The sequence below is a fragment of the Vibrio sp. LQ2 genome (assembly GCF_023920125.1).
Lineage (GTDB): Bacteria > Pseudomonadota > Gammaproteobacteria > Enterobacterales > Vibrionaceae > Vibrio > Vibrio fluvialis.
On sequence record NZ_CP085308.1, the window covers coordinates 3,509,382 to 3,534,814 of the forward strand.

Annotated in this window: 21 protein-coding genes and 1 other annotated feature; of the genes, 14 read left to right on the top strand and 7 right to left on the bottom strand. The window is 51.0% G+C overall.

What is annotated here, in order from left to right; genetic code table 11:
* Positions 1 to 100: 100 nt before the first annotated feature.
* The 7 genes from LGV68_RS16425 (at position 101) to yjjX (ending at position 8,492) form a co-directional block, all read left to right on the top strand.
* Complete coding sequence (locus LGV68_RS16425) at positions 101 to 826, top strand: outer membrane protein assembly factor BamD (RefSeq protein ID WP_252535679.1); 726 nt, start codon at positions 101 to 103, stop codon at positions 824 to 826.
* Positions 827 to 948: 122 nt separating this feature from the next.
* Entirely contained in the window at positions 949 to 2,394 is a 1,446-nt protein-coding gene (locus tag LGV68_RS16430; protein WP_252535680.1) for a lytic transglycosylase F, read from the top strand.
* A gap of 294 nt (positions 2,395 to 2,688) precedes the next feature.
* Positions 2,689 to 3,018, top strand: a complete 330-nt coding sequence (gene raiA / locus LGV68_RS16435; protein WP_020430586.1) for a ribosome-associated translation inhibitor RaiA — start codon at positions 2,689 to 2,691, stop codon at positions 3,016 to 3,018.
* Positions 3,019 to 3,128: 110 nt separating this feature from the next.
* Positions 3,129 to 3,248: a sequence feature (Phe leader region), on the top strand.
* A 13-nt stretch (positions 3,249 to 3,261) separates the two neighbouring features.
* A complete protein-coding gene (pheA, locus tag LGV68_RS16440) occupies positions 3,262 to 4,443 on the top strand; it encodes a prephenate dehydratase (protein ID WP_020430584.1) in 1,182 nt (393 codons plus the stop codon).
* Positions 4,444 to 4,614: 171 nt separating this feature from the next.
* Positions 4,615 to 5,661, top strand: a complete 1,047-nt coding sequence (locus tag LGV68_RS16445; RefSeq protein ID WP_020430582.1) for a spermidine/putrescine ABC transporter substrate-binding protein — start codon at positions 4,615 to 4,617, stop codon at positions 5,659 to 5,661.
* Positions 5,645 to 7,993, top strand: a complete 2,349-nt coding sequence (locus LGV68_RS16450) for an EAL domain-containing protein (RefSeq protein ID WP_020430580.1) — start codon at positions 5,645 to 5,647, stop codon at positions 7,991 to 7,993. The genes LGV68_RS16445 and LGV68_RS16450 overlap by 17 nt, the downstream gene beginning before the upstream one ends.
* On the top strand, positions 7,965 to 8,492 hold the full coding sequence (yjjX, locus tag LGV68_RS16455) for an inosine/xanthosine triphosphatase (RefSeq protein ID WP_252535681.1): 528 nt from the start codon (positions 7,965 to 7,967) through the stop codon (positions 8,490 to 8,492). The genes LGV68_RS16450 and yjjX overlap by 29 nt, the downstream gene beginning before the upstream one ends.
* A gap of 51 nt (positions 8,493 to 8,543) precedes the next feature.
* On the opposite strand, the gene trpR is transcribed toward yjjX, so the two are convergent.
* Both trpR and sltY read right to left on the bottom strand, forming a co-directional pair.
* Positions 8,544 to 8,837, bottom strand: a complete 294-nt coding sequence (gene trpR, locus LGV68_RS16460; RefSeq protein WP_020332108.1) for a trp operon repressor — start codon at positions 8,835 to 8,837, stop codon at positions 8,544 to 8,546.
* A gap of 55 nt (positions 8,838 to 8,892) precedes the next feature.
* Positions 8,893 to 10,839 carry a murein transglycosylase gene (gene sltY / locus LGV68_RS16465; protein WP_020332106.1) on the bottom strand — a complete coding sequence of 649 codons (1,947 nt, stop codon included), beginning with the start codon at positions 10,837 to 10,839 and terminating at the stop codon, positions 8,893 to 8,895.
* A gap of 257 nt (positions 10,840 to 11,096) precedes the next feature.
* Here sltY and ettA point away from each other — a divergent pair, with 257 nt between their 5' ends.
* Together ettA and LGV68_RS16475 are read left to right on the top strand one after the other, a co-directional pair.
* The gene (gene ettA / locus LGV68_RS16470) at positions 11,097 to 12,764 is read left to right on the top strand and encodes an energy-dependent translational throttle protein EttA (protein ID WP_020332105.1); all 1,668 of its coding nucleotides are present in this window, start codon (positions 11,097 to 11,099) and stop codon (positions 12,762 to 12,764) included.
* A 134-nt stretch (positions 12,765 to 12,898) separates the two neighbouring features.
* A complete protein-coding gene (locus LGV68_RS16475) occupies positions 12,899 to 13,276 on the top strand; it encodes a PilZ domain-containing protein (RefSeq protein WP_020332104.1) in 378 nt (125 codons plus the stop codon).
* 51 nt (positions 13,277 to 13,327) lie between these two features.
* On the opposite strand, the gene tyrA is transcribed toward LGV68_RS16475, so the two are convergent.
* Both tyrA and LGV68_RS16485 read right to left on the bottom strand, forming a co-directional pair.
* Positions 13,328 to 14,455 carry a bifunctional chorismate mutase/prephenate dehydrogenase gene (gene tyrA / locus LGV68_RS16480; protein WP_020430575.1) on the bottom strand — a complete coding sequence of 376 codons (1,128 nt, stop codon included), beginning with the start codon at positions 14,453 to 14,455 and terminating at the stop codon, positions 13,328 to 13,330.
* A gap of 14 nt (positions 14,456 to 14,469) precedes the next feature.
* Positions 14,470 to 15,543 (bottom strand): 3-deoxy-7-phosphoheptulonate synthase, encoded by a 1,074-nt coding sequence (locus tag LGV68_RS16485; RefSeq protein ID WP_047461292.1) that lies wholly within the window; start codon positions 15,541 to 15,543, stop codon positions 14,470 to 14,472.
* 320 nt (positions 15,544 to 15,863) lie between these two features.
* Here LGV68_RS16485 and LGV68_RS16490 point away from each other — a divergent pair, with 320 nt between their 5' ends.
* Together LGV68_RS16490 and btsR are read left to right on the top strand one after the other, a co-directional pair.
* Positions 15,864 to 17,540 carry a sensor histidine kinase gene (locus LGV68_RS16490; protein ID WP_024373699.1) on the top strand — a complete coding sequence of 559 codons (1,677 nt, stop codon included), beginning with the start codon at positions 15,864 to 15,866 and terminating at the stop codon, positions 17,538 to 17,540.
* Positions 17,540 to 18,256: a two-component system response regulator BtsR gene (gene btsR / locus LGV68_RS16495; protein ID WP_020332100.1), complete on the top strand. Its 717-nt coding sequence runs from the start codon at positions 17,540 to 17,542 to the stop codon at positions 18,254 to 18,256. The genes LGV68_RS16490 and btsR overlap by 1 nt, the downstream gene beginning before the upstream one ends.
* 60 nt (positions 18,257 to 18,316) lie before the next feature.
* Here the strand turns inward: btsR and nagZ are convergent, their stop codons facing one another.
* A complete protein-coding gene (nagZ, locus tag LGV68_RS16500; RefSeq protein WP_222744574.1) occupies positions 18,317 to 19,306 on the bottom strand; it encodes a beta-N-acetylhexosaminidase in 990 nt (329 codons plus the stop codon).
* 136 nt (positions 19,307 to 19,442) lie between these two features.
* Here nagZ and LGV68_RS16505 point away from each other — a divergent pair, with 136 nt between their 5' ends.
* Both LGV68_RS16505 and murQ read left to right on the top strand, forming a co-directional pair.
* Entirely contained in the window at positions 19,443 to 20,555 is a 1,113-nt protein-coding gene (locus LGV68_RS16505) for an anhydro-N-acetylmuramic acid kinase (RefSeq protein ID WP_252535682.1), read from the top strand.
* Between the two features lie 43 nt (positions 20,556 to 20,598).
* Complete coding sequence (murQ, locus tag LGV68_RS16510; RefSeq protein WP_020430567.1) at positions 20,599 to 21,531, top strand: N-acetylmuramic acid 6-phosphate etherase; 933 nt, start codon at positions 20,599 to 20,601, stop codon at positions 21,529 to 21,531.
* On the opposite strand, the gene LGV68_RS16515 is transcribed toward murQ, so the two are convergent.
* A complete protein-coding gene (locus LGV68_RS16515; protein ID WP_171933883.1) occupies positions 21,528 to 23,327 on the bottom strand; it encodes a sodium:proton antiporter in 1,800 nt (599 codons plus the stop codon). The two genes, murQ and LGV68_RS16515, sit on opposite strands and share 4 nt — an antisense overlap.
* 22 nt (positions 23,328 to 23,349) lie before the next feature.
* Positions 23,350 to 23,691 carry a DUF2799 domain-containing protein gene (locus LGV68_RS16520; protein ID WP_100268282.1) on the bottom strand — a complete coding sequence of 114 codons (342 nt, stop codon included), beginning with the start codon at positions 23,689 to 23,691 and terminating at the stop codon, positions 23,350 to 23,352.
* 239 nt (positions 23,692 to 23,930) lie between these two features.
* On the opposite strand from LGV68_RS16520, the gene LGV68_RS16525 reads away from it, so the two are divergent.
* A complete protein-coding gene (locus LGV68_RS16525; protein ID WP_024373694.1) occupies positions 23,931 to 25,415 on the top strand; it encodes a carbon starvation protein A in 1,485 nt (494 codons plus the stop codon).
* Positions 25,416 to 25,433: the final 18 nt, after the last annotated feature.

Consider the following 25,433-nt stretch of genomic DNA (forward strand, 5'->3'; position numbering starts at 1 on the left):
CGTCATTGTATCTGTTACTGCCAAGAAAGTAACGAAACGTTTTGCGGAGCACCAAAGCTCCAAGTGTATAAGCTTTAATTGCAAGGAACTCACTCCTGACATGAAATACCAAACTTTATCAGGCTTACTCGCGTTATCTCTATTGGCTGGCTGTTCGAGCAATAAAGAGATTGTCCCGGATGTCCCGCCGGCACAGTTGTACACCGAAGCTCAGACCTCGCTGCAAGGTGGTAACTGGATGACAGCAATCGAGAAGCTTGAAGCTCTGGATTCCCGTTACCCGTTTGGTGCGTATTCCGAGCAAGTGCAGTTAGATTTAATTTACGCCTACTACAAAAACGACGATCTGGCGTTGGGTCTGGCTACCATTGAACGTTTCACCCGCCTGAACCCGACCCATGAAAAAATGGACTGGGTTCTCTACATGCGCGGTCTGACGCACATGGCGCAGGATCGCAACTTCATGCACGATCTGTTTAACGTCGATCGTGCCGATCGCGATCCAGAGCCAGTCAAAGCGGCCTTTGCCAATTTTAAAAAGCTGCTGCAACGCTACCCGAACAGCCCATATGCGGAAGACGCACAGCGTCGCATGTTCGCGTTGAAAAACCGCCTGGCCGATTATGATCTCGCGACGGCGGACTTCTATCTGCGTCGCGAAGCGTGGATTGCCGCTATCAACCGCACTCAGGAACTGCAAAAAACCTATCCTGATACCGAAGCGGCGCGCAAATCACTCGACATTCAGTTGCAAGCTTACAAAGAGTTAGGGCTGGAAGAATCGGTGAAACGCACCCAGCAATTGATGGAACTGAACCCAGAGTAACCCCGTCAAATTAACCATCAACAAGGCCACGCTAATGCGTGGCTTTTTTATTGCCCTTCATTGCCGATTTTTCCGTTTGTTCATAAACTTAATACCAGCAAAATATGCAAAGGAGCCGCATTTTGCGAGTATGTAAACTGGGACTGTTGAGCCTACTCTATTGCTTAAGTTTACCGGTCAGTGGCCTGGAGTTGTCGCCGCTGACGAATCAACCTTATGTCGGTGATTGGCCTGTATTGAAAGAGAAAGGCACCATTCGGGTCGTGGTGTCGGCAGATTTAGGTTTTTACTACGTGGAAGGCGGCAGGCCAAAAGGGATTGGCGCAGAACTGCTGTACCATTTTGAGCAGAGCCTGAAAAAGCAATCGCCCTATGTTCATGTGCAGGTCATTCCCGTATTGAGAGATGAACTGATCCCCAGCGTCGAAGCAGGCTTTGCAGATCTCGCCGTCGCTAATCTGACCGTTACCCCGAGCCGCTTAGAACACGTTGACTTCAGCACTCCGTTGACCAAAGAGATTGAAGAATTCGTGGTCACCGACAAGACCTATCCTGAACTCATCAACATCGCGCAGTTAAGCGGCAAAGAGATCTGGCTGCGTGAAAGCTCCAGTTATCTGGAAAGCATCAACAAAGTGAATGCTGCTTTGAGCGAACGCAATCTGGCACCAGTTCGCCTTCATTTTATTGAAGAGGCACTGCAAGATTACGAATTGCTGGAAATGGTCAACGCCGGACATATTTCTGCTACCGTACTCGACAGCCATAAAGCAGAAATGTGGCAGCACGTGATGGAAAACATTCAGATACACAGTGAAATGCCGCTCCGGGAACATGGTCAGATTGCTTGGGCGATGCGCAAGAATAGTCCGAAATTGCAAGCGATGGTCAATCAGTACTTAAAGACGGTCAAATCGGGCACCCTGCTTGGCAACGTGATTTACAGTAAGTACATCGACGATACTCGCTGGCTGACTAAAGCGCTTAACCCGCAGAAACTGGCCAAGCTTGGCCAACTGCGGAAAATGTTCACCCACTATTCCGAGATGTACGAATTTGAATATCTGATGATGGCCGCTCAGGGTTTTCAGGAGTCCGGCTTTGATCAGCGTAAAGTCTCGCACAAAGGCGCGGTAGGCATCATGCAGGTCCTGCCCAGCACCGCCAAAGATCCCAACGTCAACATTGCCCATATAGAGAAAGCAGAAAACAACATTCATGCGGGCATCAAGTACATGCGCTTTATTAAAGACCGCTACTTCTCTGAACCAGAGATAAGCCCCGATGATCAAGTGTATTTCGCGCTCGCAGCCTACAACGCAGGCCCGGCCAACATTAATCGAATGCGCAGATTGGCAAAAAAACACGGTTTTAATCCCAATGTGTGGTTCAAAAATGTCGAAGTGATCACCCGCCGTAATATCGGTAAAGAGACGGTGCGCTATGTTTCGAACATCAGTCGTTACTACGTGGTGTACAAACAGTTGGATGCGTTACAACGAGTGAAACAAGAAAACACTACGGCAAATTCAGAGTTATCGCTGAACACAGAATCGGTTCAACAGTAAAAGCCGATCAACTGCACAAAATAACTTGCTCAGGATTCATACAGGGGAATTTAACGAGCCGAGACAAGGCCCTAAAAATGGGGAGATTTTCAGTCGATTACCTTTCCAATTTAGCCACATAAGGCAGAATCTCAAGCTTTTTTTATCGTTTCTCTCATCACTCTTTGCGTAAGATCACGTTTGGTTTCAAAGGCAAAAACACACGCCACAAAAGTGACTTAGATCACATTCTTTTAGCATGGGATAGGTAATCTGGAGTTAACCCACAAGGGATGCAACAGAGGAAAAAGCACTATGCAAATGAATATTACTGGTAAAAACATCGAAATCACCTCTGCAATCCGCAATCACATTGAGAGTAAGTTTAAGAAACTAGAAAAATGGCAAGTGGACATCATCGGATGTCAGGCAAGTTTCAGTGAGGAACCCAACAAGCAGAAAAAATTTGAAGCGACCGTCAGCATTCCAAAAGGACAACTCATCGCTTCCGCTGTACACGATGATCTGTATGCCGCCATTAATGAGGTAGAACAAAAACTCGAACGCCAATTGAATAAACTTCGTCACAAACCAGAAGCACGTCGGACCGACAAACCAGAGCTGGAAGAAGAAGTGGAAGAATAAAGTAAACGGTTTCACAGATAGCGCCTTCGGGCGCTATTTTTTTGCTTGACGCTCCCACCCCGCTTGCTTATTGTGTGGACTTCTCAATAACATTTTCTACGGAAAACAATGACGCTTAACTCCCTGTTCTTTTTTGACTTCTTTTTTCTCCAATAACCTTGGGGGCGTGCTCGTTTACGAAAGAAAAGTCAAAAACGAACAGAAAGCCTCCCACTGGGAGGTTTTTTTATAAGGATAATTTGCATGACAGACAAACAGTACTCGCTCGAAGAGATTCGATTGCGCTTAAATGAACTTGATGACCAACTGCTGAGCCTGTTCTCAGAGCGCCGTAAACTCAGCATTGAAGTAGCAAAGAGCAAAGTCGAAACATCCAAACCTGTGCGCGACGCCGCACGTGAGCAGCAACTGCTTGTCAAACTGATCCACGCGGGTAAAGACAAATACCAACTTGATGCTCAGTACATCACCAAACTATTCCACACCATCATTGAAGATTCGGTTCTCCTGCAGCAGGCTTACTTACAGAATCTGGCTAACCCACAAAGTCGCAAACCATTGGCGCGTGTGGCGTTTCTTGGCTCTAAAGGCTCCTACTCACATCTGGCCACTCGTGAATACTTCAGCCGCAAAAATACCGAGCTGATTGAACTCAACTGTGAGCAGTTCAAAGAAGTCACCCGAACCGTAGAGTCCGGCCATGCCGACTACGGCGTACTGCCGATTGAAAATACCAGTTCCGGTTCAATCAACGAAGTGTACGACCTTCTGCAACACACCACGCTGTATATTGTCGGTGAAATCACTCAGCCGATTGAGCACTGCCTGGTTGCGACGACAGACATTCGCCTGGAAGACCTCAAAGTGCTGTATTCACACCCACAGCCACATCAGCAATGCAGCGAATTCCTAAGCCGCCTGAAAGGCGTCAAGCTGGAAACTTGCGCGAGTACGGCCGATGCAATGAAGAAGGTACAGGAACTGAATCGCACAGATGTTGCTGCGATTGGCAATGCATCAAGCGGTAAACTTTACGGCCTGCAAGCCATTCAGGGCAACATCGCCAATCAGACCGAAAACCATACCCGCTTTATTGTGGTCGCGCGCAAACCGGTTGAAGTCTCACCGCAAATCCCGGCTAAAACCACGCTGATCATGTCCACCTCGCAAGAAGCAGGCTCATTGGTCTCCACGCTGTTAGTGCTGCAACGTTACGGCATCAACATGACTAAGCTGGAATCACGCCCAATTATGGGGAACCCATGGGAAGAGATGTTTTACGTCGATCTGGAGGCACATCTGGATTCCGAAGAGATGCAGCAGGCTCTGGTTGAACTGACGCGCCTGACTCGTCACCTCAAAGTGCTGGGCTGTTATCCAAGCGAAAATGTGAAGCCGACTCAGGTTAAGCTTGCTGAACGATAACTGAATCATACATTTCGCTGCAAACGCTGGTAGTTGCATATCCAATCCCTATAATGACCACTGCAAATTTAACGAGTGGTCATAAGTGCACTGCCGGCGGATACGTTCGTCGCATTTGAGTGTCGCAGAACAAGGATATCGTTCCGGTAGTGGCCGGACGAACTCAAACGGATGACAAAAACTATTCTCTCGGCACTGTTAGGGCTCAGTATCCTGTCGGTGCCCGTCAAGAGTTCCGAACTCAATGTTTACTTGTGGGAAGATACCCTTTCACCACGGGTCATTGACGCCTGGAACCAAGCCAATCCTGATAGCGCGATTCATCTGTATCACTTCGATAACGACGATGAACGCAGCCTGTTGATGCTGAAAAGTATTCAACTGCCGTTTGATATTGTGGTGCTGGATAATGTCTCCGCACACATCTTCTCTCGCCAGGATGTGTTTGAAGATCTCTCGACTTTGCCCCATCGCAACAATAATGCCGAGAAATGGAACCAGGCGTGCGGCTCTCATGCCGTCCCCTATTTTTGGGGCTATGTAGGCATTGCTTATCGCAAAAGCAAATTGCCGGCACCGCCGACTCAATGGTCGCAACTGGTCAATATCAGTGATGATATGAAAGGCCATGTCGGGCTGATTTCTGACAGCGTCGAAACTTTGCTACCCGCTCTCTATACCCTCGGATACTCGCCGATCACCGAATCAGTGGAGGCATTGAAAGCGGCTTATCAGGCACTTGAACAATCCAACCCAAATATCTTGACCTACGAATATGCATTAAGTTACGTTCGAAGCCATGCCAAAACTGATAACTTATATATGGCATTGGCTTACAGTGGCGATCAATATTCGTTAAACCGCTTCTATGAAAACGATGACTGGGGCTTTAGCCTGCCGGAAGGGCGACCTTACCTGTGGGTGGACTGCATGGCAGTCAACAGTCATTCCGTGAACAAACAGGAGGCCAAAGCGTTTCTTGATTTCCTGATGCTGCCTGAAATCGCAGCCATGAACGCCGAAGATATACAAGCCGCTACGCCCAACCTGAGTGCCATCTCATTGATGACGGAAGAGTATCGCAACGACTCAAGCCTGTTTCCCTCACCCTACTTGATTGACCGGGGCATCATTGACAGCGAGATTTCACCGGGCAACCTAAACGTCAGAGCTAAAATAATTAACAGTGTGATCAACCAACATGAAGCTCAACCATAGAATTCTTCTGCTGATTGCTCCGGTGATTCTGCTCAGTGCAGCAGCGTCCAGCTATATTATTTACAGCAGTCAGAAAGACGCACTACTTAAAAAGACCGATAGCTACCTGCAGCTAAATATGGAGAAACTGGCCAGCCATTTCAGACAAACCAGCGCTCTGGTAAATAGCTATTCGTTCACCCTCGCCAAAAGCGACATCATTCGCCACTATTTCTATTACGAACACAATCCCTATCGCGAACTGGAACTGGTGGATAACCTGCACGAAACCATCAGTATTCTGCAACCGAACGATTCCCAGTACGTCGCGCTCTCCATTCTCGATGGTAACCGCAAGATCCTGTATTACGCAGAAAACAGCTACGACCCGTTTGCACAAATGGATCCGTTGGTGAAACAGTTCGTCGACCAGCGCTTTAATCAGACCGGTAAAACTTCCGACATCAGCTACACCGAAAACTCCGCAGGTGAAGGCATTTTGGTTCGCTACGACGCCCTTGATACCAAAACCCTGCAAACGCCGCTGAGTTATAACCGCAATGAAGTGTTCTTTATTGTAGTGTATGTCGTATTGGATAAGTTCAACGCCCTGCGTCAGCAGATTGAGTTCGACAACCGAAGCCAGATTTTCTTTCAGGACCACCCTCCGGAAAATCCGCAAAAACTGACTCAAAGTGTTGAACTGCAACCCGGTATGTATGCGATTCTCGACCCGGCGCCGATGTTACTGCGTACCCATCTGGATCAGATATACAAAGAACTGACTCTCTCTTTTGGTATGTCGGCACTCATCACGGTGCTGTTGCTGCTGATTCTGCTCTATAAGTACATGATTAACCCGATTTTGCGCCTCGATAAGCAGCTTCAGGAAGTCGAAAACAAACAACGCAAAAATATCGAAATTCTCAACGGCAGTGATGAACTCAGCCGTCTTTCTTCGCGCTTCTACGCGATGTACACCGAGCTTGATACCACCTATCAGCGTACCAAGACGCTTGCCGAATATGATCACCTGACCAAGCTGGCAAACCGTCGTCAGTTTCAGGTTCAGGCCGAACGCACCTTGCAGGAAACGCCGCGCAACAGCCATATCTGGGTGCTGTATATCGACCTCGACAACTTCAAATATGTGAACGACAAATACGGTCATCAGATTGGTGATTCGTTGTTGGTCAGCTTCGCCGATCATGTGCGCCGGTTATGCGAGGAGTTCAAACTGCGGGACTTCACCTACAGTCTGGCTGCCCGCCTTTCCGGCGATGAGTTTGCTATTCTGCTCTGCGCGCCCAACCGTAAAAATGACAATGCTAATCAGTTTGCCCAGCGCCTGCTCGACCCGATTCAAAAACACGACGACTCGCCTTTGGGGCATTTCCCGATCACCGCCAGTATCGGTATCGCGACCTATCCGGAAGATGGTGATCATATTGAGAAATTGTTGCTCAATGCCGATACTGCGATGTATCAGGCTAAGAACGCAGGTAAAAACCAGATCGCGCACTATTCACAGCAGCTCGATGAGATTGTTCAGCGACGCAACAATATTGAACGGGCGCTGCGACTGGGCAACTTTGACCAGGAATTCAGTCTGGTCTATCAGCCTTATTTCACCTGCTCCGGGCATAAAGTGGCCGGGTTTGAAGTGCTCTTGCGTTGGGAATCCGAGCAACTGGGCGAAGTATCGCCGGATGAATTTATTCCGATTGCTGAACAAACCGGATTGTTTGGCCTAATCGACCGCTGGGTGGTTGAATCTGCCTTTGCCGAGCTCAATACTTTACGCAATCTGTTTACCCAGCCTGTGCAGATTTCGATTAACCTGTCGTCGGCAGAACTCGACTCTCAGCATTTGGCGCAGTTTATCCACCAGCAGGCTCAATTGCACCAAGTCACGCCGCGTTGGGTCGATTTTGAAATTACCGAAACCTTTGCCGCCGACTCCAAAAGCTTCTCTCTTTTGCATGAACTGTCGCGCATGGGGTATGGCCTCACGATTGACGATTTTGGCTCCGGCTACACTTCTATTGCCCAACTGGTGCAGTATCCAGTGCACAAAATTAAGTTTGATCGGGCGTTTTTAGATACACTGATCGCCACCAACAAACAAAAAGTCATCAAGCCACTCATCGACCTATGCCATTCGCAACGCATGAAAGTGACGGCGGAAGGTATTGAAAGCGAAGAGATGCATCAGTGGCTCGCCAGCTATCGATGCGACTACATGCAAGGTTTCTTCTTTGGCAAGCCGATGTCGCTGAGTGAAGTGCGTGCGTGGCAGCAACAATACGAGATTACAGAACTCTATGAAAAAGGTGATCATTGCTTCTCTTAACCCTGCCAAAATCCGTGCAGTGGAAAGTGCTTTTTCAACCGTATTCCCTGATTACCACTGTGTTTTTCAGGGGGTGAGCGTACCCAGCGAAGTGGCCGATCAGCCCATGAGCGATCATGAGACTAAGCTCGGAGCTCTCAACCGCGTCCGCAATGCCAAACAGAGTATTACCGACGGCGATTTTTATGTCGGTTTGGAAGCGGGTATTGATGGCGACGTGACATTTGCCTGGATGATCATTGAATCGGCCACGCAACGCGGTGAATCACGCTCGGCCAGCCTGATGCTGCCACCTGTAGTCCTAAGCAAACTGGCGGATGCCAACGAGCTCGGCGATGTGATGGACGAAGTGTTCGGCACCGATAACATCAAACAGAAAGGCGGCGCGATTGGTTTGCTGACACAACACCACCTGACCCGCAGCTCGGTTTACCATCAGGCTTTGATTCTGGCGCTGATCCCGTTTACCAACCCAGAACATTTCCCGAACAATCTGTAGAGAATTGACGGGGAACCAAAACAATAAAGCCAGCCCGAAGGCTGGCTTTACTTATTTCAGAATCAACTGACTCAACGTTTCTCTGTCGCTGTCGGAACGCGACTTCAACTCATTTGAGCCCCGAGTAATCGTCGCGATACCCACGCCCAGCATCTGACTCACCTGGCGTTGTGACATCTCGCCTTTTAACAGTTCGCAGAGAATATTGACCCTGGCCACCAGCGCTTCACGCTCGTCCGGGGTCATTAACATCGTTAACAGCATCTCATGCTGCCCTTGGTCTGCGGCTTGTTTTACTAATGTCATCAGCTGCGACCAGTCACTGTACTCAGGTTGTTGTGACATGATTGTACTCGTTGAGTGATACATGCCCTCTATTGTAGAGATCACACAAGCGGAATCAATATTTTGTCTTAACCTCATGCTCATTTAAAAACGCACCATCGACTCCCATCAGGTCCCGATAGTAAGTTTCAAACATCAGAATGTTCTGCACATAGCCACGCGTTTCGGAAAACGGAATGGCTTCAATGAACGCGTAAGCATCCAGCTTGCCATCCGTTTCTTTACGCCAGCGGTCAACCCGCTGCGGGCCAGCGTTGTAGGCGGCAAACGCAAAGATACGGTTGTTGTCGTACTTTTCCAACAAGCTGTTGAGATAGTGACTGCCGATTTCAATGTTCTTGCCCACCTGATACAAATCGTCCGCATTATCGTAGCTGAGCTGATACTTCTTCGCCGTATAACGCGCCGTGGCTGGCATGATTTGCATGATACCGCGCGCGCCCACAGGCGAACGGGCTTCGCTATCCATTGCACTCTCCTGACGGGCAAGCGACATCAGCATGATCGGATCAATGCCGTGCTTTTCGCCATAGAAGTTAAACCACCACTGGTGTGCCATCGGAAAGCGCAGCGCCATATTGTCCCACATGCGCGCTGAAATCGATGCGGTGACTGTCAGGTGATGCCAGCTCTTGCTTGCGGCATACGCTGCCAGCATCTCTTTTTCTGCCAGGCTGACGCGGCTCAACAGCCAGCTCCATTCACTTTTCGCCGCGGCAATTTTGTCGCGATCGATCAGTTCCTGAATTCTCACCAGCGAAGTCTGATATGGCTGTACTTTGTTTTGATCAAGCTCCAGCGTCGAAACCGGATACTTCACCGACTGCTGCACCGCTTTGGCGGCTGCGACACTGTAGAAATTGCGCTCGCCCAAAATCGCCTGCAACCGTTTTGCTCCCGCGTCTTGTTGCCCCAGCGCCATTTCACTGCGCCCGAGCCAGTATTGCCAACGTGTCGTCGCTTGCTCCGTGTTCGGTAACTGGCCAATCCAATCAGCAACACCCTGCCAATCGAGATTGCGTAGCGCCACACGGATGCGGGTTTCAATCAAATCAACGTTCTCACTGCCAGCAATCACACCATCACGCCATTGGCGCAGTTCAAGCGGCTCGACATCCATCATTCGCCGCGCAATATACTGACCACTGCGCGCTTGTTGCGAGGCACTCCAGCGCTGAGCGTTGACCACATTGGCCAGCAGACTCTGCGCTTTCAGCGCATCAATACGCGCCAGCTTTTCCAGTGCCAGTTCTACCTGTCGGTGCGCCAGCGCATCTTTCGGATGCCGCTGAGCAAAAGCCACCACGGTTTCTGGCTTGTCGTATAGATCGATCATCTCCTGCGCGATGTTAGCGCTGGCTTTACTATCAAGTTTTTTCACCAAATATTTCATCAGCGCCCGGTTGCGACCTTCAAACGCGAGCACCATACGCTCTAAGACCAGAGCATCCGTTAAACCGCCCTGTTTATCCCAGGCATCAAACAGCGGGTCACAGGCATCCGCAACACTGCCACCACTGAGCCACAAACGTTTCGCGCCCGCATACGCTTCGGCACGTTTGCCTGTTTGCAGTTTGGCGTTGTAGTAATAACAGCGGTACGTCTCACCATTGGGTTCATTGGGAGAGAATTGCAACAAGGTTCCCCACTTCTCCTGCTTCGCCAACGCATCCAGATATGGGGCGCTGATGCGGTTGGAAAAGGGGAAATCGTCATGCGTATCGATAAACGCCCGCACCGCGATGGGCGGTTTGGAGCCGAGATCAATCAGAAAACTGCGATAGTCAAGGTAAGGTGTTAACGGGTAGTCGGCGATCTTGCGCCGATTCTTTTTAAACGCGTCGACATTTTTATCGTCAAGCCATTGCTGGGCCTGATCGTAGAGATCACGTTGAGCATCCAGATCCAAAGAGCTCGAAAACGCTGTGCCGCTGATCAATGAACTGAACATCAACATTGACGATACAAGACGATGCGGCTTTGAAACCCACCAAAGCGTCATGGCTCTTATTCCTTTAAAGCTAAATTAACCGACGTTCATTACGCTAATTCTAGCGCTAAATGTAAAGCAGCCAGATGTAAACTTGATGTAAATAATGAGACAGAGAATAAAAAGCCAGCATAGGTTGCAAAGTAAGTATTCACTATTTGAGTGCTACATCATTTACGCTGGAAAAGCGCTGGCCCTAGTAACAAATGGCATTGCTTTAGTATAGAATGTCGACTTTATTCTGTTGGAAAGATTAGGAACGATCGGCAATGGCTGAATACGTATATACCATGTCACGGGTGAGCAAAGTTGTGCCACCTAAGCGTCAAATTCTGAAAGACATTTCCCTGAGTTTCTTCCCAGGGGCAAAAATCGGTGTTTTGGGTCTGAACGGTGCGGGTAAATCGACTCTGCTACGTATCATGGCGGGCATCGACACCGATATCGATGGTGAAGCTCGTCCACAACCAGGTCTGAAAGTAGGTTACCTGCCTCAGGAACCTGTGCTGGATGAATCAAAAACCGTTCGCGAAGTGGTTGAAGAAGCTGTCTCTGATGTGGCTGGCGCGCTGAAGCGTCTGGACGAAGTCTACGCGGCATACGCCGAAGACGGTGCAGACTTCGATGCGCTGGCTAAAGAGCAAGGTGATCTGGAAGCGCTGATCCAAGCGAAAGATGGCCACAATCTGGAGAACGCGCTGGAGCGTGCAGCTAACGCGCTGCGCCTGCCAGAATGGGATCAGAAAATTGCCCATCTGTCAGGTGGTGAACGCCGCCGTGTCGCTATCTGTCGTCTGCTGCTGGAAAAACCAGACATGCTGCTGCTCGACGAACCAACCAACCACCTGGATGCGGAATCCGTGGCTTGGCTGGAACGCTTCCTGGTTGATTACTCGGGTACTGTTGTGGCCATCACGCACGACCGTTACTTCCTGGACAACGCTGCTGGCTGGATTCTGGAACTTGACCGTGGTGAAGGTATTCCATGGCAAGGTAACTACACCTCTTGGCTAGAGCAAAAAGATGCGCGTCTGCAACAAGAAGCGTCTCAAGAAAGCGCCCGTCAAAAGACCATCGAGAAAGAACTCGAATGGGTTCGTAAAAACCCTAAAGGTCGCCAAGCAAAATCGAAAGCGCGTATGGCTCGCTTTGAAGAACTGCAAAGCACGGATCACCAGAAACGTAACGAGACTAACGAACTGTTCATTCCGCCAGGCGAGCGTCTGGGTGACAAAGTGATCGAAGTGAAGAACCTGAGCAAGTCATTTGACGGCCGTGTTCTGATCGATGACCTGTCATTCAACATGCCAAAAGGTGCGATTGTCGGCATCATCGGTGCCAACGGTGCAGGTAAGTCGACACTCTTCAAGATGCTGAGCGGCGTTGAGCAACCCGATTCAGGTACTATCGAAATGGGTGACACCGTGAAACTGGCGTCAGTGGATCAGTTCCGTGATTCAATGAACGACAAGAACACCGTGTTCCAGGAGATCTCGGAAGGCGCAGACATCATCAAGATCAACAACTTTGAAATTCCAGCGCGTGCGTACTGCTCTCGCTTTAACTTCAAAGGTTCGGATCAACAAAAAGTGATCGGCGAACTGTCTGGGGGTGAGCGTAACCGTGTACACCTGGCGAAACTGCTGAAAGCTGGCGGCAACGTACTGCTGCTCGATGAACCAACCAACGACCTGGACGTAGAAACGCTGCGTGCACTGGAAGAAGCGCTGCTGGAGTTCCCTGGCTGTGCCATGGTTATCTCGCACGACCGTTGGTTCCTCGACCGTATCGCGACCCACATCATTGACTACCGTGATGAAGGTCAGGTTAACTTCTACGAAGGAAACTACAGCGAATACATGGAGTGGCTGAAGAAAACGCTTGGCCCTGAAGCGGCAGAACCACACCGCATCAAATACAAACGTATTTCTAAGTAATTCCACACCGGAATGTTCAAAGGCCGCTTTAAGCGGCCTTTTTTATTGCCGTGTTTCGCGATCACTCTTTCAGTGTAATGTCCCTACGTTTGCTATGCTTGAAAGGCTTAACCAGCCAGTAAAGTGAGAACGCTATGATTGAACGTCGCCGATTTTCCCGCATCATCTATCAGGCTCCGGCCACCCTTTTTCAGGGAGACTATCAGCTGGCGACCTGTATTCAGGACTTGTCTTTGCACGGACTGCTGCTTTGGGCGGTCGATGAACCGGATTTAGATCCGGCCCGACTGGTCGATGTCACCTTTCTGTTGCCCGACAGCGACATCAATATCGCGCTGACCGCGCGCCTGATCAGTCAAGATGAACGCATTCTGCGCCTAAAAATCGATCATATTGACATCGACAGCATCAGTCATCTGAAACGTCTGGTCGAGCTCAATGTGGGTAGTGATAGTCTGCTGCATCGCGAGATGGAATATCTGGCCGACTTAGGAGACAGCGAAGCAGAGTAACTGACAGGCGAAAAAAAGCGCTGCCGAAGCAGCGCGAATTACCGGGGGAGATTAGCCTCGATGAATCGAGTCATTTGCTTGTTTTAATAAATTCTGGCTCTCTAGCATGAACTGCTGAGAGTAGTCGCCAAACCATTGGCTGACTTTTTCAAAATTCTGCACAAACCCCTCTTTGTCGTGTTCGGCAATCAGTTTTACGGCTTCACCAAAGTTACGGTAGAAGTGCTGAATCATTTCTACGTTCTCTTCCGAAGAAAGAATAATGTCGCCGTACAAATTCGGATCCTGACCAAACAGGCGCCCGACCATCGCCAGCTCAAGACGGTAAATCGGTGAGCTGAGCTTCAGCAACTGGGCCAGATTCGGGTTCACTTTCGACAGGTGAAGACCGTAAGCGAATGACGTAAAGTGACGCAATGCCTGAATCAGGGTCATGCCGTGATCGTGTTCTGCCGCATCAATCTGGCACAGGCTCGCGCCCCAGATACCAAATTGTTTCAGCAACCACTGATAATGCTCTTCGCCACGACCGTCACAGTAGACCACCACCTGCTTCGCCATGCTCGGCACATCCGGACCAAACATCGGGTGTAAGCCGACTACCGGGCCTTTGTGCACATTGAGCATGGCTTGCAGCGGTTTAGACTTGATCGACGTCAGGTCGCACAAAATGCAGTCTTCAGGCAGATTGGCCAGTTTTTCAATCACACCCAAGGTGAGGTGAATTGGCACGGTGACCACCACCAAGCCTGCGTCGCTGAGCATTTCATCGGCGCGATCCCAGTCTTTACTGCCCAAGACTTTAACCTGGTAACCTGACAGTCTGAACATGCGACCAAACAGGCCACCCAACTGGCCGTTACCGCCGATGATCACCACCGAACGCAGTTCAGGGTTGAGGCATTTAAAGCCGGAGTCTTTTTCACTGGCGTATGACTCACGCATCGTGCGGCGCAGAATATCTTCAATGAGTTGCGGCGGAACGCCTTTACGCTCAGCTTCTTCACGGCGAGAAGCCAGCATGGCCGCTTCTCGATCGGGAACATAGATAGGCAGGCCATGTTTACTTTTAACCTCCCCCACCTTCTCCACTAATGCCAGGCGACGAGCCAACAGTTCCACCATCTGCTTGTCGACAGCATCAATCTGATCACGCAATTCATTCAGTTCTACGGCCATGGGCAATCCTTTACTTAACCTTTGAGGCGATTTTCTAAAAATGGAATCAGCTCTTGATGAGCGTGGCGTAATAATGCCTCAGTTGATGCCCAATTAATACACGCATCCGTGATAGACACGCCGTACGCCATTTGATCAAGCGGCAGGTCAGACGACTGGTTACCTTCATTAAGGTGACTTTCAATCATCAAACCGATAATAGACTGATTACCTTCACGAATTTGGTGAATCACATCTTCAGCGACCAGCGGTTGGCGGCGGTAATCTTTACGCGAGTTCGCATGGCTACAATCGACCATCAGTGCAGAATCAAGTCCCACTTTCGCCAGCTCTTCTTCACACTCAGCGACGGACACTGAATCGTAGTTCGTTTGCTTGCCGCCGCGCAGAATCACGTGACCATTAGCATTGCCTTGAGTGGTCAGCAGTGCAACCTGACCTTCACGGTTGATTCCCATGAAACGGTGGCTGGATGACGCAGCCTGCATCGCGTTGATGGCGGTCGACAAGCTGCCGTCTGTACCGTTTTTGAAGCCGATTGGCATCGACAGGCCACTGGCCATTTCACGGTGAGTTTGCGATTCCGTGGTACGTGCACCAATCGCAGCCCAGCTGAAGGTATCTGCCAGGTACTGCGGACTGATCGGGTCCAGAGCTTCCGTCGCCAGAGGGATTTCCATCTCAGCCAGTTCCACCAGCAGTTGGCGACCGACATGCAGGCCATGCTCAATATCAAAAGTGCCGTCGAGATGCGGGTCGTTAATCAGCCCTTTCCAGCCCACGGTAGTGCGTGGTTTTTCGAAGTACACACGCATGACGATGTAGAGTTGATCTTTCAGTTGTTCTGACAGGGCTTTCAGGCGCTTGGCGTACTCTTTCGCCGCTTCCACATCGTGGATAGAACACGGGCCACACACAATCAGCAGGCGATGATCACGTTTGTGAATAATGTCTGCGATAGTCTGACGTGATTCACGGATAAAACGGCGCGCGTTGTCACTCAGTGGCAACTTATCCTTGAGTGCATCCGGAGTAATCAGTATCTGTTCATCAACAATGTTGATATCGCTTAATTCACTTTTTTTCATCGCATCACCTGTATAAATTAATTTACACTCACGTTATCTCTGAGCGTTTAAACCGAATAACCAACAAATTAACAGCCTTTAAAAACAATGCAAGTGTAAATTTTAAAAAACATATTATGTAAAAATTAATTTACACACATCATTTTCGCATCTTAATACCTAAACTAACGAATGAAGCGTGTTTTATTCGCTCTATCTCCCCTAAAATATCCCTATTCACACCCTTTCTCTGACCTGCCAACCGCAGACCATAGAAAGCGGTGATAAACATGAGGTTGAAGGCCGGGCATTATCGTCACGCACTCAATGAAGAAAGGTATATGGATTTAGTTCTCTCTCTGTTGCAGCAGATGTGTGTGTATCTGGTTCTGGCTTACATGCTGAGCAAGACCCCCATCTTCTTACCGCTGCTCAATATTTCGCGCCGCTTGAACCACAAGCTTAGCGTCTACGTGCTGTTTTCTCTGTTCTGCATCATGGGCACCTACTTTGGTCTGCAAATCAACGATGCGATTGCCAACACGCGGGCGATTGGCGCCGTAATGGGCGGTCTGTTCGGCGGGCCATTCATTGGTTTTGCGGTCGGCTTTACCGGCGGGATTCATCGCTATACGTTAGGTGGCTTTACCGATGTGGCGTGCGCGGTCTCGACCACGGCCGAGGGCATCATCGGCGGCTTGCTGCATACGTATTTGCTGCGCAAAGGCAAAGGCCGTTTGCTGTTCAGCCCCAGCGTGGTGTTTGCCGTCACGCTGTTTGCCGAAATTGTGCAGATGCTGCTTATATTGTTGATCGCTGAACCGTATGACGAAGCCTACGCGCTGGTCTCCACCATTGCAGCGCCGATGATCATTGCCAACTCTGTCGGCGCGGCGCTGTTCATGAGCATTCTGCAGGATCGTAAAACCATCTTTGAAGAGTACTCCGCCACGTTTTCACGCCGCGCACTGAACATTGCTGAGCGTTCAGTGGGTATTCTGGCCGCGGGGTTTAACCCGCAGAATGCCGAGAAGATCGCGCGCATCGTGTATGAGCAAACCAACGTCGGCGCGGTATCGATTACGGACCGCGAAAAGATTCTCGCCTTCGTGGGCATCGGCGATGATCACCATAAACCCAATACACCGATTTCTTCGCAAAGCACGCTGGATGCCATTGCGCGTAACGCGATTATTTATCTTGATGGCAAAGAGCACCCGTATCAGTGTTCTTTGTCGAAAACCTGTAAACTCGGCTCGGCGCTGATCATTCCGCTCCGCGCAGGTGATCGGGTTATCGGCACCATTAAGCTGTACGAACCGAAACGTAAGCTGTTTTCGACCATCAATATGTCGATGGCCGAGGGTATCGCGCAGATGTTGTCGAGCCAGATTCTGTATGGTGAGTATCAGGAGAAACAGATACTGCTGTCGCGCGCGGAAATCAAACTGCTGCAAGCGCAGGTCAATCCGCACTTTCTGTTTAACGCGCTCAATACCATCAGCGCGGTGATCCGCCGCGATCCCAACAAAGCGCGCGAGCTGATCCAGCATCTGTCGCAGTTTTTTCGCAGTAACCTCAAACAGAACATCGGCACCGTAACGCTCAAAGAAGAGCTGGCGCATGTCAACGCCTACCTGACAATTGAAAAAGCGCGCTTTAGTGACCGCCTTGATGTCGACATCGATATCGACGAGGCGCTGCTGGAGCGCAATGTGCCCAGCTTTACCTTGCAGCCCTTGGTCGAGAACGCCATCAAGCACGGCACGTCCAATCTGCTGGAAGGCGGCAAAGTGCGTATCTACAGTATTGAAGAGGAGCACGGGCACCGGATTGTGGTGGAAGATAACGCTGGCAGCTACCAAGCGCCGAGCGAAGATCATGATGGCCTCGGCATGCAAATTGTTGCCAAACGCCTGACCTACAAATTCGGTGCTGCCTCTGCGCTCAACATCGAAGTGGAACACGATAAATACACGCGAATGAGCTTCCTCATTCCGCATAAAGGAACGTATTAATGTTATCTGCACTGGTCATTGATGACGAGCTCTTCGCTCGGGAAGAACTGACGGAATTGCTGGAAGAGAGCGGCGAAATCGAGGTCATTGGCGAAGCCAACAACGCCATCGAAGGGCTGAAAAAAATCAACCAGCTCAAACCGGAGGTGGTGTTTCTGGATATTCAGATGCCGCAAATCACCGGCATAGAACTGCTGGGTATGCTCGACCCGGACACCATGCCCAAAGTAGTGTTTGTCACTGCCTACGATCAATATGCGCTGCAAGCATTTGAAGATAATGCGTTTGATTACCTGCTCAAACCGATTGACCCAACAAGGCTGGAAAAAACCATTCAGCGCCTGGTGCGCAGCATGAGTAAACCCCAAGACTACTCGGTACTGGCGCCGAGCAACCTCGATCAGGTGCCGTGCATTGGCCTTAACCGCATCGTGATTGTACCGACAATTGATGTCGAGTTTGCCTTCAGTGATATCAGTGGCGTGCACGTGCAAACCCATCAGCAGCGTGCCACCAGCCAGTTAACGCTCAAAATTCTGGAAGAGAAAACGCCTTTGGTGCGCTGCCATCGCCAGTATTTGGTCAACACCAAAGCGATCAAAGAAATCAAATTACTGGAGAACGGGTTGGCAGAGATCATCACCCGCTCGGGGCATCAGGTACCGGTCAGTCGCCGCTATCTGAAGGAGCTCAAAGAGAAGCTGGGCTTCCACTAGACATTGTCTATTAAGCTCTTGTGATGAAAAAGGCTCCCAGGGAGCCTTTTTCTTTGTCTTCTAACTGTGCGCGTCAATCACACGCTGCATGGCTTGAGAAGCCAGCTTCCAGCGCTCGGTCGCTTGCAGTTCACTGAAGGTGAAATTCTGCTGTTTGAGCAAAGGCAGTGCCTGCGGCACTTCACTGATCGGCAGCTGATCCAGCACCGCTACCGCCGATTCGCGTTTATTGCACATCAGCACCATATCGCAACCGGCATCCAGCGACTGCTGCGCGCGCTCTGCCGGGCCCCCCATGATCGCCGCGCCTTCCATGCTCAGATCATCCGAGAACACAATGCCTTTAAAACCCAGTTCCTGACGCAAAACCTGTTTGAGCCAATAGGGAGAACCGCTGGCGGGCTGGGCATCATAGTGCGGATAAATCACGTGTGCTGGCATCATGGCATCCAGAATGCCGGCCTCAATCTGCGCGCGGAAAATCGCCATATCGGCGGCAATGGAATCACGCTCATCGTAAGGCGTTTCCAGATGCGAATCGGCAATCACCGCACCATGGCCGGGAAAGTGTTTACCGGTGGTTGCCATGCCAATGGATTTCATCCCGCGCATGTAAGCGCTGCTGTAAGTCAGTACGGTTTGCACATCATCGCCAAAGGCGCGGTTGCCAATCGCACGGCAGTCAAAACCTTTATCCAATACGGGCGCAAAGCTGAGATCGATATCGTGTGCGATCAGTTCCGCCGCCATCAACCAGCCGCCGTCTTCGGCCAACTGCTCGCCATTGTCGCTGCGCGCGTACAGTTGCGCTGCGGGGATCTTGCTGAAACCGTCACGAAAACGCTGCACGCGGCCGCCTTCCTGATCCACACCAATCAGGATCGGACGCTTCGCCGCCTGACGAATCGCTTTGTTCAGCGCCAGTAACTGCTGGTTGTCGTGGTAGTTACGAGCAAACAGAATGACACCGCCAACGGTAGGATGCGCCAGTATTTCGCGGTCTTCCGCCGTCAGTTCACAACCTTCGACGTCTAGCCATAACGGTCCCATTTTTTCCCCTTAATTCATCAAGATGGATTGTCAAAATTTGTCACAGCAAATGAGGTTATTCAGTTTGTTTTTCAATTACAATGAGTTTTAAGGACTTAGCCCTCGGAAACGAGAAATCTGACAATCGGATAACAGAATGACTGAACGCGAACTGTACATAGGTATCATGTCCGGCACCAGCATGGACGGCGTCGACACGGCGCTGGTCGCCCTGACGGGCAATCAGATTGAACTGCTGGCACACGATTTTCTGCCTATGCCCGCCGACCTCAAACAGCGCCTATTGGCGGTATGTCTGGGCCAGGAAACCAATTTGCAAGAGATTGGCACGCTGGATCACTTGCTCGGTCATCTGTATGCCGATGCGGTGTTCAAGCTGCTTGAGCACAGCGGCCATCACGCCAGTCAGATTCGCGCGCTAGGTAACCACGGTCAGACCGTGTTCCACCAGCCAAACGGCGATACGCCGTTCACCCTGCAAATTGGCGACGCCAATATTCTTGCTGTACGCACGGGCATTACCACCGTGGCGGATTTTCGTCGTAAAGACATCGCGCTGGGAGGCCAGGGCGCGCCACTGGTGCCAGCGTTCCACCGCACGATTTTTGATGTGCGCGATTCCAGCGTGGTGGTGCTCAATATCGGCGGCATCGCCAACGTGTCGGTACTCAAACCCGGCGGTGGCGTGATTGGTTATGATACCGGCCCCGGTAACGTGTTGATGGATGGCTGGTGCCAGCGCCATATTGGTCAGGCTTATGACAGCAATGGTGATTGGGCACGCAGCGGCGAACTCGATACCGCGCTGCTCACCACGCTGCTGAATGATGACTATTTTGCTAAACCTGCGCCCAAAAGTACCGGGCGCGAATGGTTCAACCTGCCATGGCTGGACAACAAACTGGCCGCTCATGATGCCTCTGCTATCGATGTGCAGCGCACCCTGTGTGAACTCACCGCACGCAGCATCGCCAATGATGTGCAGTGCTTTGCTCAAGGTCCGGCACCTGAGCTTTTGGTGTGCGGCGGCGGCGCGCAAAACGCGCTGTTAATGGAGCGATTGCAATCCTTGCTGCCAGGTTGGCAAGTGGCTCCGACCACCGCCAAAGGCGTCGATGGCGATTATATGGAAGCGATGGCGTTTGCCTGGCTGGCGCAACGCCGCATGCACAATCTGCCGAGCAATCTTCCCAGCGTCACTGGCGCCGCACGCTTTACCTCACTCGGTGTGATTTATCCGGCCGACTAGGCCACGCTTTGTATTTTTGAAATGACAGATATGGACAACCACCATGACGAACGATGCTCTGCTCGCTGCCCTTTCCCATCTGGTTTCTGAAGGTCGTAATCCCGACACCATGGATATCGACCTGCTTTCTTCGCAGGAAATCGTGCAGCGTCTCAATCAACAAGACAAATTAGTTCCATTAGCCGTTGAGAAGGTCCTGCCTCAAATCGCACTGGCGGTCGATAGGATTACCGAAGCCTTCAAGCAAGGTGGACGCCTGATTTACATGGGCGCAGGCACCAGTGGCCGTTTAGGTGTGCTCGATGCCTCTGAATGCCCGCCTACGTTTGGCGTCTCAGATCAAATGGTGATCGGCTTGATTGCGGGCGGACGCGACGCGATGTTTACCGCCCAGGAAGGCGCTGAGGATTCTCCGCTGCTGGGTATCGATGATCTCAAAGCGATTGGCTTTAGCGCGCAGGACGTATTAGTCGGCATTGCGGCCAGTGGTCGCACGCCGTATGTGATTGGCGCACTGGAATACGCCAACGATCTGGGCGCCGTCACCGTGGCGCTATCATGTAACCCCAACTCGCCGATTGCCGAATTGGCCAGTATCGCCATCAGTCCGGTGGTCGGCCCGGAAGCGTTAACCGGTTCAACTCGTTTGAAATCGGGCACCGCCCAGAAACTGGTGCTCAATATGCTCACCACCGCCAGCATGATTCGCCTTGGGAAAAGCTATCAGAACCTGATGGTGGATGTGAAAGCGACCAACAAAAAGCTGGTCGCGCGCGCCGTAAGAATTGTTATGCAAGCAACAGATTGCGACCGCCATACCGCCGAAGCGCTGCTGGCCGAGAGCGACAACAATGCCAAGGTGGCGATTCTGATGCACCTGACTGGTGTTGATGCCGCGCAAGCCAAAGCCAAACTGTCCGACTCCGACGGTTTTCTGCGCCGCGCGATGGAAGAGGAAGAAAACGAGAGCCGTTAACGGCTCTCCTGGCTTTTCTTGATCAGGGCAACCACAGTTTCGCCCTCTTTAGCGCTGAAATTGGCGACATCGGCACACATCTGAATCCGACCACGATGGTCGACTACAAACAGCGGCAGGACATAACTCTCTTTGTGCTGCTGCTGATAATCGTCAAAAGTGAAGTTTTCGCTCAGTTTGGTGTGCTTGATTTCACCGCCCTGATTCAGCAGGCTGGCCAGTTTTTTATAACTCACCTCGCCACCTAAAAATGGCAGTCCGTGATACTCCTGCGCCACGGTGTGTTTATCACTGTTGTTACCATTGGCATTGTCATGCAAACAGAACACGCGCTTGTCACCAAAGTCGGACAGAAACTGCATACACGCCATGATATTGAAGTGTTTATCCGGACTGAGAGCCAACACGTGTCCGATCCCAATCAGGTTAAGGTATTCGTCAGCGTGACTGGAGATCGGATTGCCATAATAATGCTCCAGCCCCGCCATGCGTGCCTGGCGAATGTAATCCCAGTTGGAATCGGTCAGCACGACACGGCAATCGTACTTGGCAATCGCCGTGCCAATCTGACGCGCCACATCGTTCGCACCGAGGATCAGGAAACCTTTCGGCGCTGGTTCAGCCACTTTCAGTGCTACGGCAACGGATCTGGCCGTCATGCTTTGCAGCACCACGGTACCGATAATGACCATAAACGTCAGCGGTACCAGCAAGTTGGCTTCCGCCATACCAAACGAATCAAGCTTAATGGCAAACAGTGACGATATCGATGCCGCAACAATCCCACGCGGCGCAACCCAGGCCAGAAACGCTTTCTCTTTCCACTGCAAACTGCTGCGCAGCGTGGCGAGAAAAATCGACAGCGGACGCGACACTAATTGCATCACCACAAACAAGGCCAAAGCACTCCACCCCAGCACAGCGAAGTCGTCCACTTCAATCCGCGCCGCAAGCAAAATAAACAGCCCGGTGATGAGGAGGACAGTGAGGTTTTCCTTAAAGTGCAGAATATGCTGAATATTGACATCTTTAGCATTGGCCAGCCACATGCCCATGATGGTCACAGTGAGCAACCCTGATTCTGACTCCAGCGCATTGGATGCAGCAAACACGCCCAGCACCACGCTCAGAACCGCAAACGGCTGCAGATATTCCGGCAAACCACCGTTGCGCAGTACATACGCCACTGCCGCGCCAGATAACACTCCCAGCCCAACGCCGACCAGCAAAATCAACCCAAACACGTGTAAGCTGTGTGCTTCACTGCTGGAGACAATAAACTCGTACACCATCACCACAAACAACGCGCCGAGCGGGTCAATCAGAATCCCTTCCCAGCGCAGAATATTGGAGAGTTTGGCGTTCGGGCGCACGGTGCGCAGCAACGGCACGATCACCGTTGGGCCGGTGACCACGGTCAAGCTACCAAACAGCAGCGCAAGCGGCCAATCAAACCCGAGCAGGGCATGCGTCGCAAACGAGGTGACGCCCCAGGAGATGAGCGCGCCAAGTGACACAATGCTCCACACGGTGTTGCTTACACCGCGAATCTCTTTGAAATTGAGGGTCAAACTACCTTCAAACAGAATCACGGCAACCGCGAGTGAAATCAGCGGAAACAGCAGTTCGCCTAACAGTTGTTGCGGATTAAGCAGTCCGGTCACTGGCCCGGCGACAATTCCCGCCAGTAACAAAAACAAGATGGCTGGCAGACGCAGTTTCCACGCCAGCCACTGACATCCCAGCCCCACGACGCCGACCGCCGCTAACGCCAGAGCGATATATTCTTCATGCATGGCTATTGTTACTCAGCGTCGATTAGTTGTTGTATTCGTTCCAACCGCGCTGCCACTCCATACGGAATTTCTGCGCTTGTTCGGTGCCTTCGCACACCCCTTCGTAGTACTGGCCGTTGACGCCCATCTGGTAGGCAAAGTTCGGGTTGCAGTACTCGTTAACTCCCTCGACGTAGCCCTGATTGTAATCGGCCTGATTGGCTTGCCCCAGTTCCGCCAACGCTTTGTTAGAACGCTGAGTATGTCCGGCCACGCCATCATTGTAACCAATCTGATACCAGTCGCCCTGTTTGGCCAGTTCACTGTCACTGGCCGCGCAGCCCATCAGCCCAGCCACGACCAACATCATCATTATTTTTTTCATTATTTACCTTTACTTAGCCATCGGATGAATCGTTCACCCTTAAAAATAGGCAATAACCACTGACTCTGCGTTACTCACCGCTAACCAATCGTTAAAAACCACTCAGCGGCGTTAAACACCACTTAATTCACTATACGACCACTGACCCGGAAACCCAATGAAGCTCGCTTATTGATAATTTAGTATCCAGTCTGAGCTTAATTCATTAACACCTAATTCAATAACAAAGGACAAACGCTATGTTGTGGTTTCTAACCTGTGTCGCTGCCTTGATTGGCGGTTACTTCATCTACGGCGCGTTCGTGGAGAAAGTATTTGGCATCAATGAGAAACGCCAAACCCCTGCCCACACGAAAACCGACGGTGTCGACTACGTTCCTATGTCTACGCCAAAAGTCTATCTTGTTCAACTACTTAATATTGCTGGTGTCGGCCCTATTTTCGGTCCGATCATGGGTGCACTGTATGGACCTGCCGCCATGCTGTGGATCGTGATTGGCTGTATCTTTGCCGGCGCAACACACGACTACTTCTCAGGCATGCTGTCAATCCGTAACGGTGGCGCCTCTGTTCCTTCTCTGTCCGGCCGCTACCTGGGCAATGGCGCAAAACACTTCATGAACATTTTTGCCATTGTTCTGCTGCTGCTGGTTGGTGTGGTTTTCGTTTCGGCGCCTGCAGGCATGATCACTAACCTGATCAACGAACAAACCAGCATGACAGTCAGCATGTCGACGATGGTCGTGATTATCTTTGCTTACTACATCATCGCTACCATCGTGCCAGTGGATAAAATCATCGGTCGTTTTTACCCACTGTTCGGCGCGCTGCTGATTTTCATGTCAGTTGGCCTGATCACTGCAATCGCAGTGTCAAGCGAGCACCAGATTCTGGGCGGTTTTGAAGTCAGCGACATGCTGCAAAACATGAACCCGAACGACATGCCACTGTGGCCTGCGCTGTTCATCACCATCGCTTGTGGTGCTATCTCAGGTTTCCACGCCACTCAGTCACCACTGATGGCACGTTGTATCGAGAATGAAAAGAACGGTCGCTTCGTATTCTACGGCGCAATGATCGGTGAAGGTATCATCGCACTGATCTGGTGTGCGATTGCTCTGTCATTCTTCGGCTCACTGGACTCTCTGTCTGAAGCAGTGAAAAACGGCGGCCCTGGTAACGTAGTTTACAGCGCATCGTTTGGTCTGCTGGGCGTATTTGGCGGTATCATCGCGTTCCTGGGTGTGGTTATCCTGCCAATCACTTCAGGTGACACGGCGTTCCGTTCAAGCCGTCTGATCCTGGCTGAATACTTCAACATGGAACAGAAAACACTGCGTAACCGTCTGCTGATGGCGATGCCTCTGTTCGTGATTGGTGGCATCCTGACCCAAGTAGACTTCGGTATCATCTGGCGCTACTTCGGTTTTGCTAACCAGACAACAGCCGTAATGATGCTGTGGACTGCGTCGGCTTACCTGCTACGTCACAACAAACTGCACTGGATCACCACCATTCCGGCAGCGTTCATGACCACGGTATGTATTGCCTTCATCCTGAACAACAGCTCTCTGGGCTTTGGTATGCCAATGCAAATCTCCACCATCATCGGTGTGGTCGCAACGCTGGCAATTACCCTGTACGTAATTAAGATTTCCAAAGGCAAAGGCGAAACTGAACTGGCTGACGAAGACAAACCTTCGGGCGTCACCGAAACCGCTTAACCCTGCCACACACGCATA

Coding starts and splice junctions, on each gene's coding strand:
- raiA (WP_020430586.1), top strand. CDS start 2,689: ATGCAAATGAATATTACTGGTAAAAACATCGAAATCACCTCTGCAATC.
- yjjX (WP_252535681.1), top strand. CDS start 7,965: ATGAAAAAGGTGATCATTGCTTCTCTTAACCCTGCCAAAATCCGTGCA.
- ettA (WP_020332105.1), top strand. CDS start 11,097: ATGGCTGAATACGTATATACCATGTCACGGGTGAGCAAAGTTGTGCCA.
- btsR (WP_020332100.1), top strand. CDS start 17,540: ATGTTATCTGCACTGGTCATTGATGACGAGCTCTTCGCTCGGGAAGAA.
- pheA (WP_020430584.1), top strand. CDS start 3,262: ATGACAGACAAACAGTACTCGCTCGAAGAGATTCGATTGCGCTTAAAT.
- LGV68_RS16485 (WP_047461292.1), bottom strand. CDS start 15,543: ATGAAAAAAAGTGAATTAAGCGATATCAACATTGTTGATGAACAGATA.
- LGV68_RS16490 (WP_024373699.1), top strand. CDS start 15,864: ATGGATTTAGTTCTCTCTCTGTTGCAGCAGATGTGTGTGTATCTGGTT.
- nagZ (WP_222744574.1), bottom strand. CDS start 19,306: ATGGGACCGTTATGGCTAGACGTCGAAGGTTGTGAACTGACGGCGGAA.
- LGV68_RS16475 (WP_020332104.1), top strand. CDS start 12,899: ATGATTGAACGTCGCCGATTTTCCCGCATCATCTATCAGGCTCCGGCC.
- LGV68_RS16525 (WP_024373694.1), top strand. CDS start 23,931: ATGTTGTGGTTTCTAACCTGTGTCGCTGCCTTGATTGGCGGTTACTTC.
- LGV68_RS16515 (WP_171933883.1), bottom strand. CDS start 23,327: ATGCATGAAGAATATATCGCTCTGGCGTTAGCGGCGGTCGGCGTCGTG.
- murQ (WP_020430567.1), top strand. CDS start 20,599: ATGACGAACGATGCTCTGCTCGCTGCCCTTTCCCATCTGGTTTCTGAA.
- LGV68_RS16520 (WP_100268282.1), bottom strand. CDS start 23,691: ATGAAAAAAATAATGATGATGTTGGTCGTGGCTGGGCTGATGGGCTGC.
- LGV68_RS16505 (WP_252535682.1), top strand. CDS start 19,443: ATGACTGAACGCGAACTGTACATAGGTATCATGTCCGGCACCAGCATG.
- LGV68_RS16450 (WP_020430580.1), top strand. CDS start 5,645: ATGAAGCTCAACCATAGAATTCTTCTGCTGATTGCTCCGGTGATTCTG.
- LGV68_RS16445 (WP_020430582.1), top strand. CDS start 4,615: ATGACAAAAACTATTCTCTCGGCACTGTTAGGGCTCAGTATCCTGTCG.
- trpR (WP_020332108.1), bottom strand. CDS start 8,837: ATGTCACAACAACCTGAGTACAGTGACTGGTCGCAGCTGATGACATTA.
- tyrA (WP_020430575.1), bottom strand. CDS start 14,455: ATGGCCGTAGAACTGAATGAATTGCGTGATCAGATTGATGCTGTCGAC.
- sltY (WP_020332106.1), bottom strand. CDS start 10,839: ATGACGCTTTGGTGGGTTTCAAAGCCGCATCGTCTTGTATCGTCAATG.
- LGV68_RS16425 (WP_252535679.1), top strand. CDS start 101: ATGAAATACCAAACTTTATCAGGCTTACTCGCGTTATCTCTATTGGCT.